Genomic DNA, 14135 nt, shown 5'->3' on the forward strand with positions numbered 1-14135 from the left:
GAGCGGGACCATATGAGCTGTGGCAGTGGGGAGTTCACGAGCCCCGCGAACGGTGTGGGTACCACGCAACCGGATCTTTACAGCCCTCCGGTGCTGTGCCACGATGCGGGCCCTCGACATGATCCATCGGATGAATGGCCGGTAGGTGGAGACCATGGCAGAGCGCCGTACCGATGTCGCGGAGGACGTCACCTCCTTGGTGATCGCCGCGAGGAGCGGTGACCCGGACGCGATGGAGCGGCTCGTCGCCGTACACCTCGGCCTGCTCTACGGCGTGGTCGGCAGGGCACTCGACGGGCATGCCGACGTCGATGATCTGGTCCAGGAGACGATGCTGCGGATCGTCCGGGGACTGCCGAAGCTCCGCGAACCGGAACGGTTCCGCTCCTGGGCCGTGACCATCGCCTACCGCGAGATCCAGCAGTACCAGCGGCGCGGAGCGGGCGCGGCGCCGTCCCGGCGGGACGTCGAGAACGTGGCCGATCCGCTCCCGGACTTCGCTGAGCGCACGGTCGCCGAGCTGGCCCTGACCGGCCAGCGACAGCACCTCGCCCACGCCACCCGCTGGCTGGACCCCGACGACCGCCGTCTGCTCGCCCTGTACTGGGAGGAGGCCGCGGGGCGCCTCACACGGTCCGAGGTCGCCGGGGCCCTCGGCCTCGACCGCAACCACACGGCCGTGCGGCTCCAGCGGATGAAGGAGCGGCTGGACTCCGCGCGCGCACTGGTCCACGCGCTCGCGGCCGCTCCTCGCTGCCCCCGGCTCATGTCGGAGGCGCGGGAGTGGGACGGCACGAGCAGTCCGCTGTGGCGCAAGCGCCTCACCCGCCATGTGCGGGCCTGCGAGGAGTGCGGTGCGCACGGGCGCGGGCTCGTGCCGCCGGAGAATCTGCTGCCCGGCATCGGGCTGGTCGCCGTGCCTGCCGTGCTGCTCGCGGCGCTCCGGCACACGACGGCGTCCGCCGGGGCCACCGGATCCCTCGCACCCTCCCTCCTCGACCGGGTGCGCGAGGCTCTGCACCCCGTCGCCGCGAAGGCGACCGCTGCGGCAGCGGTCGCCCTGGCGGCCGGGACGGCCGGCCTCCTGCTGTGGCAGTCACCGGCCTCCCCGCCCGACGCCGCTCCGGCACCCTCGGCCACCACGACCGCGCGGCCCGGTGCGGGGACCCCGGCGGCAGGCAACGACGTCGCCGCCCAGGACCTCTATGTGGCTCCGGACGGCTCGGACGCCGGCGACGGCAGTCTCGGCCACCCCTTCGCCACCCTCGGGGAGGCGGTCTCCCGGGTCCGGCCGGGACGGACCGTCTACCTGCGCGGCGGCACCTACCGGCCCACCGAGCCGGTGGAGATCTCCACGCCGGGCACCGCGCGGCAGCGCATCACCCTGACCAACTACCCCGGCGAACGCCCGGTGCTGGATGCCTCCGCCCTGCCCGCCAAGTCCTGGACGATCACCCAGACGGCTAGCTGGTGGACCGTCCGGGGGCTGGAGATCCGCGGCTCCGCCAGCCACGCGTACGTCTGCTCCGGCTGCGCGCACACCGTGTTCGAGCGCCTTTCCCTGCACGACAATGCCAAGTCCGGGCTGACACTGCGGGGAAGCGGCACCGTGGCCAACTCCGTTCTCGACAGTGACTTCTACGCCAACCGGGGCGTCGAGGACCATGGCCGCAGCGGGGTCGGGCTGGCGATCAAGTTCGGCTCGGGTGAAGGCAACGTGGTGCGGGGATGCCGTACGTACGACAACGCCAACGACGGCCTGGACCTCGGTGGATTCACCAGTCCGGTGACGGTGGAGAGCAACTGGTCCTTCGGTAACGGCGTGAACCGGTGGCAGGACGCCGACTGGCAGGGAAACGGCAACGGGTTCACCCTCGGTGGTGGCGGCACCCGGGCCGCCGTCGCTCACGTCGTACGGAACAACGCCGCCTGGGACAACACCGGCCTCGGCTTCAACGACGAGGGAAATCCGGGCCGGATCGCACTGACCCGAAACACGGCCTACCGCAATGGGGTCGACGGCTTCCACCTCCCCACCGCCGCCGCGCTCGCCCGCGCCAACGCGGCCGTCGCCAACGGGCGCGACGCGGCGCTCGGCAACGGGGTCCGCTCGACGGTGAACACCTGGGACGGTGGCGTCGGAGGCACCGGCCTGTTCGTCTCGACCGACCCGGCCACCGCCCGGTCCGCCCGGCCGCCGGAGGGCGGCCTGCCACCGACGTCCTTCCTCCGCCCGCGCACGCCGGGCGAAGCGGCGCGCGGGGCAACGATGACCGTCTCCTGACCACCCGGTCCCGCACGATGTCCGAGTCGCACGGAGCCGGTGAATCGGAGCCGATGCCGCCGGAATCCGATCCCGGGCGGCGGCCTTGCGGCCGGCCGGACCCGATGCCGCCGTGCGGTGCCTCGATGACGAGGGAGACGGAGCCGCTGTGGGCTCCGTCCGGCCGCCTGAGGCCCCGCGGCCCTCAGCCCGAGGCGCGGTGGGAGGTCCGCGGCGCGGGCGCCGGTGCGGGGGCCTGAGCCGACCGGGTCACATCGGCCACCAGTTCCACCACATCGGGGCCGTACGCCTGCGAGTTGACCACCTTCAACAGCAGACAGAAGGTGTTGTTGCCGTGCTTGCGGGCGAGGCGCTCGTAGTTGCGGGCCAGATAGCGGGACGCAGCCTGGTTGGTGATCGCCTGCTGGCCGCAGAACAGGAAGACCGGGCGGGCTTCCTGACCTGCTGTCAGCCGGGCCAGGATCACGTACTCGGCCACGCCCTTCTCCACCCGGTAGCGTTCCGATCCGATCTGGAAGGCGTTGCGGTCCGGGCCGGGCTCGGCGTCCGTGTTGATCTTCACGCCGGGCAGCAGCGAGTGCAGGTGTGCGGCCATGCGGCGGTTGGACACGGGGCCGCCGACGCAGAACTCGGTCCGTTCGCCGAACCCCTGCTGGGAGATGTCGTGGGACAGGATCTGGGCGTGCGCCGAGCAGTCCTTGATCAGCGCGGAGAGTTCGAGCAGGGCGAAGACGTCGTGCCGGTGGACGGCGCCGTCACCGCCCGCGTCGCGGTTGACGACGAGCAGGCATTCCGAGTTCCCCGGCAGCCCGAAGAACGCCTGCTTGCGGCGGAGCTTGCGGCGCCAGAGATAGGTGCGCGCGAGCCAGCCGAGGGCGGCGCTGATGCCGGCGGCTATCACGCCCAGCACGATGTTGCGTACGTCGTCAGTCATGGGCGGGCATGTTAGCGGGCATTCGGCCTCAAGTTCGAGGCGGTCCTGACGGGGCGGCCGGGGCAGCGTTACCCTGCGCGGACAATCCTTCTCTGGAGGTGCGCATGAGGCGTTCCGTTGCGCGGAATGTGTCGTTGTTAGGTGTTCTCGCCGCCGTGGTGTCGGTCGGGGCAGCCGCCCCGTCCTCGTCCGCTCCGTCGACCGCGCCGCCGCCCAAATCCCCCGTCGCGGTGGGATACGGGGGAGCGGTCTCCAGTGTCGACGCCGACGCGACGGCCGCGGGCATCGAGGTGCTCCGCAGGGGCGGCAACGCGGTGGACGCGGCCGTTGCGACAGCGGCGGCGCTCGGGGTGACCGAACCGTACTCGGCGGGGCTGGGCGGCGGTGGCTACTTCGTGCACTACGACGCCCGCACCCGCAGGGTGGAGACGATCGACGGCCGTGAGACCGCGCCGCGCAGCGCGGACTCCTCGCTCTTCCTGGAGAACGGGAAGCCCCTCGCATTCGAGTCCGCCGTCACCAGCGGCCTCGGTGTCGGCACGCCGGGCACCCCCGCCACCTGGGACGCCGCGCTCGACGCCTGGGGCAGCAAGTCGCTGCGACAGGTCCTGAAGCCGGCCGAGCGCCTGGCCCGCGACGGCTTCGTCGTCGACGGCACGTTCCGCTCGCAGACGGAGGGCAACCAGGCCAGGTTCGCCGACTTCCCCGCGACCAGGAAGCTCTTCCTGCCGGGCGGCGGCCTCCCGGTGGTCGGCTCGGTCTTCAAGAACCCCGACCTGGCGCGTACGTACGAGGAGGTCGGCCGCAACGGGGTCGACGCGCTCTACCGGGGCAAGCTGGCCGAGGACATCGTGCGGACGGTACGCAATCCGCCCGTCGACCCGGCGTCGACCCGCGTGGTGCGTCCCGGTGACCTCACCACGAAGGACCTGCGCTCCTACCGGGCGCTGCGGCAGGCACCCACGAAGGCGGGCTACCGCGGGCTCGACGTCTACGGCATGGCGCCGTCCTCGTCCGGTGGTACGACGGTGGGCGAGGCTCTCAACATCCTTGAGTCCACCGACCTTTCGAAGGCGAGCCAGGCGCAGTACCTGCACCGCTACATCGAGGCGAGCCGCATCGCCTTCGCCGACCGAGGACGCTGGGTCGGCGACCCGGCGTTCGAGGACGTGCCGACGAAGGAGCTCCTCAGCCAGCGGTTCGCCGACTCGCGGGAGTGCCTGATCAAGGACGACGCGGTGCTCGCCAGCCCGCTCGCCCCGGGGGACCCGCGCCACCCCGGCGACTGCGCCGCTGCCGGGACGGCTGCCCCGACGACGTACGAGGGCGAGAACACCACACATCTCACGACCGCCGACAAGTGGGGCAACGTCGTCGCGTACACCCTGACGATCGAGCAGACCGGCGGCAGCGGCATCACGGTGCCGGGGCGCGGCTTCCTGCTCAACAACGAGCTCACGGACTTCTCGTTCGCGCCGGCCAACCCGGCCGTCCACGACCCGAACCTGCCCGGTCCGGGCAAGCGGCCGCGGTCGTCGATCTCCCCGACCATCGTGCTCGAGCACGGGAAGCCGGTGCTGGCCCTCGGGTCGCCGGGCGGCGCCACGATCATCACGACCGTGCTCCAGTCCCTGATCGGCGTGGTCGACCGTGGCCTGCCGCTGGTGGACGCCATCGCGGCGCCCCGTGCCAGCCAGCGCAACGCGGCGGCGACGGAGCTCGAACCGGGGCTGTGGAACAGCCCGGAACGGACGCAACTGGAGGCTCTGGGGCACGTCTTCAAGCTCAACCCGGAGATCGGGGCGGCGACGGGTGTGCAGCGGCTTCCGGACGGGCGGTGGCTCGCAGCCGCCGAGACGGAGCGACGTGGCGGCGGTTCGGCCATGGTGGTGAGGCCGGCCGGAGCGAACTGACGACTCGTCAGTAACGGTACGGGCGGGGTCGGTCGGACGCGGGGAGACGCGCGTCGGCCGGCCCCGCGGCCTCGACGGGGGCATGCCGGGGGGCGTCTTGGCTGATGTCAGCAAGGGAAAGACTCCTCACGGAAAGGAACCCCCACGGTGCGTATGCGAACGCTTGCCCTCGCCACGGTCTCCGGCGCCGCCCTGCTCGCGTCCGGACCCCTGACGCCCGCCGCCCGGGGCGGCTCGGTCCTCCGCTCCGACGCGATCATGCCGGTGCGGAAGGCGTATCCGGCTCCGGTGCGCCTTACCCCCGCGGCCTATGGCCGTCCGGCACCCGGCGAGGGCCCGTCCGGCGCCGCCTCGCCCACCCCCACGCCCAGCCCGGCCCCCGCCTCTGCCGACGTCAGGGAGGATCCCGTCGGTGCGGCCGAGCTGCTGGCCAAGGTTTCGGCCTGCACGCGGATCTCGAACGGCTACTACCGTACGGACGAGGGGGCTTCGCCCTCCGTGCCGGTGTGCGGCATGAACGGTGCCGTGTTCTGGAAGGCCGACCTGGACATCGACTGCGACGGTGAGGTGACCAAGGCCTGCAACGCGGACACCGACCCGTCGTTCCAGGGCGACACCGCGTTCCACACCTCCGGCGACCGGCCGCTCGACGCGGCGGAACTCCCCTACGTAGTGGTGCCGAGCCGCAGCTCGATGTGGGACTTCGGCAGCGCCGGGATCAAGGGCGGCAGTGTCGCCGCCGTCATCCACGCGGGCAAGGTGGAGTACACCGTCGTGGGTGACACCGGACCCGCCGGGATCATCGGTGAGGCCTCGTACGCGACCGCCGAGGCGCTCGGGATCGACCCGGACCCGAAGTCAGGCGGTACCGGGTCCGGCGTCACGTACATCCTGTTCAAGGACTCCGTCGTCTCACCGATCGAGAGCCACAGTGCGGCGGTGACCGCCGGGGACGCCCTCGCCAAGGAGTTCCTGCAGAACAACTGACGGAGAGCCGTCAAGCCGGAGAGCCGTCAGAGGGCGGTCAGGATCCGGGGGCCGTCGTCCGTGATCGCCACCGTGTGCTCGGCGTGCGCGGCCCGGCTGCCGTCGGACGTGCGCAGGGTCCAGCCGTCCCGGTCCGGATGGAACTCGTCCCGGCCGCTGCCGATCAGCATCGGCTCGATGGCCAGCACCATGCCGTGCCGCAGCGGCATTCCGCGGCCGGGCCGTCCCTCGTTGGGGACGCCCGGGTCCTCGTGCATGGACCGGCCGATGCCGTGGCCGCCGAATCCCTCCGGTATGCCGTAGCCGGCCGAGCGGCAGACCGTGCCGATCGCATGCGCGATGTCGCCGATCCGGTTGCCGACGACGGCTGCCGCGATGCCCGCCTCCAAGGCCTCGAAGGCCGTCTCGACGAGACGGGTGTCCGCGGGCCGGGCACGGCCGACGGTGAAGCTGATCGCCGAGTCTCCGCACCAGCCGTCGAGTGTCGCGCCGGCGTCGATGCTCACGAGATCGCCGTCGCGCAGCCGCAGGTCGTTCGGGATGCCGTGCACGATCGCGTCGTTGACCGATGCGCAGATCACGCCGGGGAAGGGGGTCGGCGCGAAATGCGGCCGGTAGTTCAGGAACGGCGATCCTGCGCCGGCCTCGCGAAGGACCCCGCGGGCCACCTCGTCGAGCTCGCGGAGCGAGACGCCGACGGTCGCCGCCTCGCGTGCGGCCGTCAGCAACTGCGCGACGACCCGGCCGGCCTCGCGCATGGCTTCGATGGATGTGTCTGTCTTGAGCTGCACCATGCCAATTACTATACCGGTCCGAGCGGTATTAGAATGACGGCATGGTTCGAACTCCCCTCACCCCTGAAGAGCGCCTCCGCGGCGAACGGCTCGGCCGGCTGCTCCGCGAGGCGCGCGGCAGCCGTAGCATGGCCGACATCGCGGGATGCGCCGGAATCTCGGCCGAGACGCTGCGCAAGATCGAGACCGGTCGCGCGCCGACCCCCGCCTTCTTCACGGTCGCGGCACTCGCCGGGGCCCTCGGACTCTCCATGGACGAGCTGCTCCCGCGGTGCGCCCCGGAGCCGGACACCGTCCCGCTCGCCGGGTAGCGGAGGGCTGGTGGCGCAAGAGGAGTGGTGGCCCCTGCGTAGGGTTGGGTCATGAGCCTCCAGGACTTCGCCCGCAGCGAGTACGTCAGCCTGACCACGTACCGGAAGGACGGCACGCCCGTCGCCACGCCGGTGTGGGCCGCGGTCGACGGGGACGAACTGTTCGTCTGGACCAAGAGCGATTCATGGAAGGTCAAGCGGCTGCGCAACGACAGCCGTGTCCGCGTCACCGTCTGCGACGTGCGCGGACGGATCGCGGAGGGTGCGCCGAGCGCCGAGGGGTCCGGCAGGCTGCTCGACGAGCGGGGTACTGCCGGTGTGCGCCGGGTCATCGCCCGCAAGTACACCTGGAAGTACTGGCTGCTCGACTACCCGGCGATGATCGCCCGGCTCGGCAAGCGGCCGCACACCGGGATCGCCATCACCTTCTGAGTCCCGGGCCGGTCTCCGAGGGGGCGCGCGCGGCCCCGCCCTGCGCCTCTCGCACCCGGGCCGAAAAATGCACGTAGCAGCCTCGTAACACTGCTGCGGTCGAATGCCTGCGGACTGGAAGGTTCCAGACGACGGCGGCCGAGGGCGACGATGACGGTGCATCAGCATGCTGTGTCCATAGGAGAGTTCGCGCGCCATCTACGAGAGGTGGCGGCGCTGCTCGATCCAGGGCGGGGTTGGTACGGGGTCTTCTGCCGGCGTGATCCGGAAGGGATGCGGGCCTGTCTGACGGGCACGGAGATCCCGCCCTGGGATGTCATGGAGTCGCTCTTCGCGGACCTTGCGGCGGTGCGTGGCGCCGCATTTGCGGAGCGCGAGTCGGGGCGTGCGGCCGAGCTCTACGCGGCCTCCGCCGTCGCCCACGACAGGCGCCCCGGCGGGCGGCAGCAGTTGGTGGAGAGGCTGGAGCTGATGCTGCGGGAACAGGCGGACGCGGCCCAGCGGCTGAGCGCCGCCCGAACGGCCGGCGAAGTGGGTGCGTGGGACGCGGAGGCGGTGGCCTGGGCCCGAGACGACCACGCCCGGGCATCGGCCCGCTGTACGGAGCTGCGCAGGAGGCTGGCCGCGGTGGCGGTGCCGGTGGGCTGGTTCCGTACGGAAGGGGAACCCACGGAACCCACTCCCGCACCCGCACCCACTCCCGCACCCGGGCCCGTACCCGGGTCCGGGTCCGGGTCCGCGCCGTCCGGGTCCGCGCCATCCGGGTCCGCGCCATCCGGGGCTGCGCGGGAGTCCGCCGCCGCACCGGAGTCCGCAGCCGCTGCACCCGGCCCCGTCTCCGCTCGGCGGTCCCCGGCGGCGCACCGGCTCCCCGAGACGTCGTCGGGCCCCGCGGGCAAGCCGCCCCGCAGGAAGCCGCGTGGTGCGCGCTTCGCCGGGCTGGAGGCCGGGGACGAGGGCGCCGTGACCGCCGCACCCGTCCTGCCCGTGGCGGCCGCCCTGCCCCGCGGAGCCCGTTTCGGCGGCGCCCCGGGCGCGGACAGCGGCCCGGCCGGGCATGCCACGGTGGTCCAGGACCCGGCCACGCTCCATTCCGCGCGGGCCACGGTCGCGACCCTGGTCCGGCTCCGGGCGGAGGGCCGCAGCGGCGAGGCGCACGGCGTGCTCTGCGAGGCGGCGGGCCGGCCCGCGGAGCTGCTGCCGGTCCTCGCCGTCGAACTTCACCGGGCGGGGCTCGGAGTGTACTGGTCGACCCTCCTGTGGGAGGTGTCCTCGCTGCCCCCGGCCGAGCTCGCGGCTGCGGCGGACGCACTGGCGGCTGCGGGACGCCCGGAGGACTGCGGGCAGTTGCTGCGGCAGGGAGTGGCACGGCCGGCCGCCGAGATCGCCGATGCGGTGGTCGCCCTGGACCGGGCCGGCCGGGGGCCCCAGGCGCAGGCACTGCTCGGTGCCTTCGTCCGGGTGCGGACACCGCAGGACGCGGCCAGGATCGCGGAGGGTGACCCGCGCCACCTCGTACCGCAACTGCTGGCGGCGGCCCGGACGGTGTCCGAGGCGCGGGAGCGGGACGTCGAGCACGCGCTGCGTGTCGCGGGCATCGCCTGAGGACTGTCCCGCAATTCCCGGTGGATCAGCGCGCGGCGTCAGGTGCGGTGCATCGCAAGGCGGAGGGACGCCCGAATGCTGGATGTATTCGGGCGTTCCGACAACGTGGCGAGGTGCCGTAGCTGACGCCGCGCGCCCGCCAGGAATTGCAGGACAGCCCTCAGGGCCCGTCCTGTAGTTCGCTTTCGGCGTGGTGGCTTTGATGCGGACAAAGATGCATCGGACGCTCCCGGGGGGACTGAGTACCAACCTCGTCACCCGCCGGACCTTCGGCTGGGAACCCGCTCAGCCCGGCCTGCTCGCCGATCTGGACAACGGCCGTTACTTCCCCGCCGGCTGACGGCAGGTCCCGCCGCGGAGCGCCGGTGCGCAGCTTCCACCGGATCCCGTTGATCACCTGCCGGTGATCCCGCCGGCGCCTCCCGCCGCCGTTGGGCGGCAGCAGCGGCTCGATCGCCGCCCACGCCTTGTTCGTCGGCTCACCGCGACCTACGCCTACCACCGCACCGGATCAACACGAGCCGACCAGGCATCAAAGCCACGCCTCGCCGAAACCGACCCACAGGACAGACCCCGGGCCTTTCGTTCTGGATCATGCCGGACCCCGCGAACCCGGCATGATCCGAACGAGGGTCTCCAGGCCCATCCGGCCGAGCCCGGGCAATGGACCGCATGGGTGTGAAACATGATCGACTCCGCTGGTTCACGGCGATGGTCTTGCCCCGCTGTGTGACGGGGCTTACGTTCTCCCCTACGCACGTGTCTACGGGCGTAGAAACGCCAAGAGGCTCTCTGACGCCGCGTCGAAGGAGCAGCTCATGTCCCAAGTCGTACGCGCCGCACTCGTCCAGGCGACCTGGACCGGCGACACCGAATCCATGATCGCCAAGCACGAGGAGCACGCTCGTGAGGCCGCCCGGCAGGGGGCGCAGGTCATCGGCTTCCAGGAGGTGTTCAACGCCCCGTACTTCTGCCAGGTGCAGGAGCCCGAGCACTACCGATGGGCCGAGGCCGTGCCCGACGGCCCGACCGTGCAGCGGATGCGCGAGCTGGCCCGTGAGACCGGCATGGTGATCGTCGTCCCGGTCTTCGAGGTCGAGCAGTCCGGCTTCTACTACAACACCGCCGCGGTCATCGACGCCGACGGCTCGTATCTCGGCAAGTACCGCAAGCACCACATCCCGCAGGTCAAGGGGTTCTGGGAGAAGTACTACTTCAAGCCCGGCAACGCCGGCTGGCCCGTCTTCGACACGGCCGTCGGCAAGGTCGGCGTCTACATCTGCTACGACCGGCACTTCCCCGAAGGGTGGCGGCAACTGGGCCTCAACGGAGCCCAGTTGGTCTACAACCCGTCCGCGACCTCGCGCGGCCTCTCCAGCTACCTCTGGCAGCTGGAACAGCCCGCTTCCGCCGTCGCCAACGAGTACTTCATCGCCGCGATCAACCGCGTCGGCCAGGAGGAGTACGGCGACAACGACTTCTACGGCACCAGCTACTTCGTCGACCCGCGCGGTCAGTTCGTCGGCGAGGTCGCCAGTGACAAGGCGGAGGAACTCCTCGTCCGGGACCTGGACTTCGGGCTCATCGAGGAGGTCCGTCAGCAGTGGGCCTTCTACCGGGACCGCCGCCCCGACGCGTACGAGGGACTGGTGGAGCCGTGAGCAGTCTGCACCATCGCCACCTCGCCGTCAGTCCCGACTGGCTCGCGCTCTACTACCGGCACCCGCTGGAGATCACCCACGGCGAGGGCCGTCATGTCTGGGACGCCGACGGCAACCGCTACCTCGACTTCTTCGGCGGCATCCTCACCACGATGACCGCCCACGCACTGCCCGAGGTCACCAAGGCGGTCAGCGAGCAGGCCGGGCGGATCATCCACTCCTCCACGCTCTATCTGAACCGGCCCATGGTCGAACTCGCCGAGCGCATCGTCACGCTCTCCGGCATCCCGGACGCCCGGGTCTTCTTCACGACCTCCGGCACCGAGGCCAACGACACGGCGCTGCTGCTCGCCACCACGTACCGCAGGTCGAACCAGATCCTCGCGATGCGCAACAGCTACCACGGCAGGTCCTTCTCCGCGGTCTCCATCACAGGCAACAACGCCTGGTCGCCCACCAGCCTGTCGCCGCTCCAGACGCTGTACGTGCACGGGGGTGTGCGCACCCGCGGGCCGTACGCGCACCTGGGCGACGGGGAGTTCATCGCCGCCTGTGTCGCGGACCTGGAGGACCTGCTCGGCCACACCCGGGCTCCCGCCGCACTGATCGCCGAACCCATCCAGGGCGTGGGCGGGTTCACCTCACCGCCCGACGGCCTGTACGCGGCGTTCCGTGAAGTCCTGAACCGGCACGGAATCCTGTGGATCTCCGACGAGGTGCAGACCGGCTGGGGTCGCTCCGGCGAACACTTCTGGGGCTGGCAGGCACACGGGAGGAACGGCCCGCCGGACATCCTCACGTTCGCCAAGGGGATCGGCAACGGCATGTCGATCGGTGGTGTCGTCGCCCGTGCCGACGTCATGAACTGCCTGGACGCCAACTCGATTTCGACGTTCGGCGGCTCCCCGGTCACGATGGCCGCAGGTCTCGCCAACCTCTCGTACCTCCTCGAACACGACCTCCAGGGCAACGCCCGCCGCGTCGGCGGCCTGCTCATCGAGCGACTGCGTGCGATCGGCGCGGCCTCGGAGTGCGTACGGGAGGTGCGCGGGCGCGGCCTGATGATCGGCATCGAGCTGGTGAAGCCGGGCACGGACGAGGCGAACCCCGAAGGGGCCGCGGCCGTGCTGGAGGCGGCCCGGGAGGGCGGCCTGCTCATCGGCAAGGGCGGTGGCCACAACACCAGTGTGCTGCGCATCGCCCCGCCGCTCTCGCTGTCCATCCCTGAGGCGGAGGAGGGCGCGGCGATCCTGGCCGAGGCGCTGCGCTCGGCGGGGTGAGGACGGGGGTGCGGTGGCCGGCCGGTCACCGCACCCCCGTGCCCGACCAGCCGCCCCGGGCCCCCGGACGGCTACCGCCCGACGCGCTCGAACGTCACGGAACCGTCGAAGTTCTCGTCGTCCGTGTCCCAGAGGCTCAGCCGCCCGGGCAGGACGGCGATGGCCTCGATCTTCCGGTTGTCCTGCCTGGTGAAGCCTCCGGCCCGCGGCGAGCTGCTGCTCCCCGCCCGGCACGTTCCCCCGCAAGGGCCCGCGCCACTCGCCCGTCCGGAGTCGCCACCACGTCTGCCGGGGTGTCACCCGTGGCATCCGGTCTCCGCCCCCGTCGCGTATACGACATGTGCGGGTGCCGGGCCCGGCCGGCGGAACCGCACCGCGCACTGGGCCGGTTGAGTGCCGGACGGGTGAAACAGAAACGTCTTCAGCGGTTAGCGGCAGCGGTATTGCCACAGTGGGTAACCCACTTCTACGTTCTTCATCACGCACCTTGTCTACGTGCGTAGACCCATTCCGCCACAGTGAGGAGGGGTACATGAGCCGCACCGTCATCCACGGCGGCCTGGTCGTGACCGCGTCCGACGAGATCCACGCCGACGTACTCGTCGAAGGCGGCCGCATCGCGGCGCTCGCCGCGCACGGCACCGACGCCGCAGCGGGCTGGACCGCCGACCGGACCATCGACGCCACCGGGAAGTACGTCATCCCGGGCGGTGTCGACGCGCACACCCACATGGAGATGCCGTTCGGCGGCACCTACGCCGCGGACACCTTCGAGACCGGCACCCGGGCAGCCGCCTGGGGCGGCACCACCACGATCGTGGACTTCGCCATCCAGTCCGTCGGGCGGTCCCTGCGCGAGGGGCTCGACGCCTGGTACGCCAAGGCGGACGGCAACTGCGCCATCGACTACGCGTTCCACATGATCCTCGCCGATGTGAACGAGTCGTCGCTCAAGGAGATGGACCTGCTGGTCGCGGAGGGCATCACCTCCTTCAAGCTGTTCATGGCCTACCCCGGCGTCTTCTACAGCGACGACGGGCAGATCCTGCGCGCCATGCAGCGGGCCGAGTCCAACGGCGGCCTGATGATGATGCACGCGGAGAACGGCATCGCCATCGACGTCCTGGTCGAGCAGGCCCTCGCCGCCGGCCGTACCGACCCCCGCTACCACGGGGACGTACGGAAGGTGGCGCTGGAAGCCGAGGCGACGCACCGGGCCATCCAGCTCGCCCGTGTCGCCGGTTCCCCGCTGTACGTCGTGCACGTCTCCGCGGACGAGGCCGTCGCCGAGATCGCCGCGGCCCGGCACAAGGGGCTGCCCGTCTTCGGCGAGACCTGTCCGCAGTACCTCTTCCTCTCCACCGACAACCTCGCCGAGCCGGACTTCGAGGGCGCCAAGTACGTCTGCTCCACACCGCTGCGGCCGAAGGAGCATCAGGAGGCGTTGTGGCGGGGGCTGCGGAACAACGAGCTCCAGGTCGTCTCCACCGACCACTGCCCCTTCTGCTTCTCGGGCCAGAAGGAGATGGGACGCGGCGACTTCTCGAAGATCCCCAACGGGATGCCGGGGGTCGAGAACCGGATGGACCTCCTGCACCAGGCGGTCGTCGACGGCCACATCTCGCGCCGCCGCTGGATCGAGATCGCCTGCGCCTCCCCGGCCCGGATGTTCGGCCTCTACCCGAAGAAGGGCACCATCGCGCCCGGGGCCGACGCCGACATCGTCATCTACGACCCGGCGGCCGAACAGACCATCTCCGCCGAGACCCACCACATGAACGTCGACTACTCGGCGTACGAGGGCAAGCGGCTCACCGGTCAGGTGGAGACCGTGCTCTCGCGCGGCGAGGTCGTCATCGACCGCCGTACGTTCACAGGCCGCGCCGGCCACGGCATGTACACCCCGCGCGCCACCTGTCAGTACCTGGACTAGG

At 71.3% G+C, this 14135-nt stretch carries 12 protein-coding genes and 1 pseudogene; 10 read left to right on the forward strand and 3 right to left on the reverse strand.

From position 1 onward, the window contains the following. Positions 1-154: 154 nt before the first annotated feature. Complete coding sequence (locus SH922_RS34310; protein ID WP_393062451.1) at positions 155-2284, forward strand: sigma-70 family RNA polymerase sigma factor; 2130 nt, start codon at positions 155-157, stop codon at positions 2282-2284. A gap of 184 nt (positions 2285-2468) precedes the next feature. On the opposite strand, the gene SH922_RS34315 is transcribed toward SH922_RS34310, so the two are convergent. After that, the gene (locus SH922_RS34315) at positions 2469-3218 is read right to left on the reverse strand and encodes a hypothetical protein (protein ID WP_393062452.1); all 750 of its coding nucleotides are present in this window, start codon (positions 3216-3218) and stop codon (positions 2469-2471) included. Positions 3219-3322: 104 nt separating this feature from the next. Here SH922_RS34315 and ggt point away from each other — a divergent pair, with 104 nt between their 5' ends. Beyond that, positions 3323-5131 (forward strand): gamma-glutamyltransferase, encoded by a 1809-nt coding sequence (gene ggt / locus SH922_RS34320; protein WP_393062453.1) that lies wholly within the window; start codon positions 3323-3325, stop codon positions 5129-5131. Between the two features lie 153 nt (positions 5132-5284). Further along, positions 5285-6118 (forward strand): glycoside hydrolase family 75 protein, encoded by an 834-nt coding sequence (locus tag SH922_RS34325; RefSeq protein ID WP_393063766.1) that lies wholly within the window; start codon positions 5285-5287, stop codon positions 6116-6118. A gap of 26 nt (positions 6119-6144) precedes the next feature. Here the strand turns inward: SH922_RS34325 and map are convergent, their stop codons facing one another. Next, positions 6145-6912 (reverse strand): type I methionyl aminopeptidase, encoded by a 768-nt coding sequence (gene map / locus SH922_RS34330; protein ID WP_393062454.1) that lies wholly within the window; start codon positions 6910-6912, stop codon positions 6145-6147. Positions 6913-6953: 41 nt separating this feature from the next. Here map and SH922_RS34335 point away from each other — a divergent pair, with 41 nt between their 5' ends. From SH922_RS34335 to SH922_RS34350, 4 genes are all read left to right on the forward strand, one after another. Further along, positions 6954-7223 (forward strand): helix-turn-helix domain-containing protein, encoded by a 270-nt coding sequence (locus SH922_RS34335; protein ID WP_393062455.1) that lies wholly within the window; start codon positions 6954-6956, stop codon positions 7221-7223. A 51-nt stretch (positions 7224-7274) separates the two neighbouring features. Then, a complete protein-coding gene (locus SH922_RS34340; RefSeq protein ID WP_393062456.1) occupies positions 7275-7655 on the forward strand; it encodes a PPOX class F420-dependent oxidoreductase in 381 nt (126 codons plus the stop codon). 150 nt (positions 7656-7805) lie between these two features. Continuing rightward, positions 7806-9260 carry a hypothetical protein gene (locus SH922_RS34345; RefSeq protein WP_393062457.1) on the forward strand — a complete coding sequence of 485 codons (1455 nt, stop codon included), beginning with the start codon at positions 7806-7808 and terminating at the stop codon, positions 9258-9260. A 214-nt stretch (positions 9261-9474) separates the two neighbouring features. Beyond that, on the forward strand, positions 9475-9600 hold the full coding sequence (locus SH922_RS34350) for a hypothetical protein (protein WP_393063845.1): 126 nt from the start codon (positions 9475-9477) through the stop codon (positions 9598-9600). Here the strand turns inward: SH922_RS34350 and SH922_RS34355 are convergent. Beyond that, positions 9589-9762: pseudogene (locus tag SH922_RS34355) on the reverse strand (transposase); the annotation flags it as partial. The gene SH922_RS34350 and the pseudogene SH922_RS34355 overlap by 12 nt on opposite strands. Before the next feature lie 316 nt (positions 9763-10078). Here SH922_RS34355 and SH922_RS34360 point away from each other — a divergent pair. The 3 genes from SH922_RS34360 to hydA all read left to right on the forward strand — a co-directional run bounded on the left by SH922_RS34360 (position 10079) and on the right by hydA (position 14134). Further along, positions 10079-10921 (forward strand): nitrilase-related carbon-nitrogen hydrolase, encoded by an 843-nt coding sequence (locus SH922_RS34360; RefSeq protein WP_393062458.1) that lies wholly within the window; start codon positions 10079-10081, stop codon positions 10919-10921. Then, positions 10918-12201: an aspartate aminotransferase family protein gene (locus SH922_RS34365; RefSeq protein ID WP_393062459.1), complete on the forward strand. Its 1284-nt coding sequence runs from the start codon at positions 10918-10920 to the stop codon at positions 12199-12201. Before SH922_RS34360 ends, SH922_RS34365 begins: the two co-directional genes overlap by 4 nt. A 532-nt stretch (positions 12202-12733) precedes the next feature. Then, a complete protein-coding gene (gene hydA / locus SH922_RS34370; protein ID WP_393062460.1) occupies positions 12734-14134 on the forward strand; it encodes a dihydropyrimidinase in 1401 nt (466 codons plus the stop codon). Position 14135: the final 1 nt, after the last annotated feature.

The organism is Streptomyces sp. LN549 (genome assembly GCF_043203805.1).
Taxonomy (GTDB): domain Bacteria; phylum Actinomycetota; class Actinomycetes; order Streptomycetales; family Streptomycetaceae; genus Streptomyces.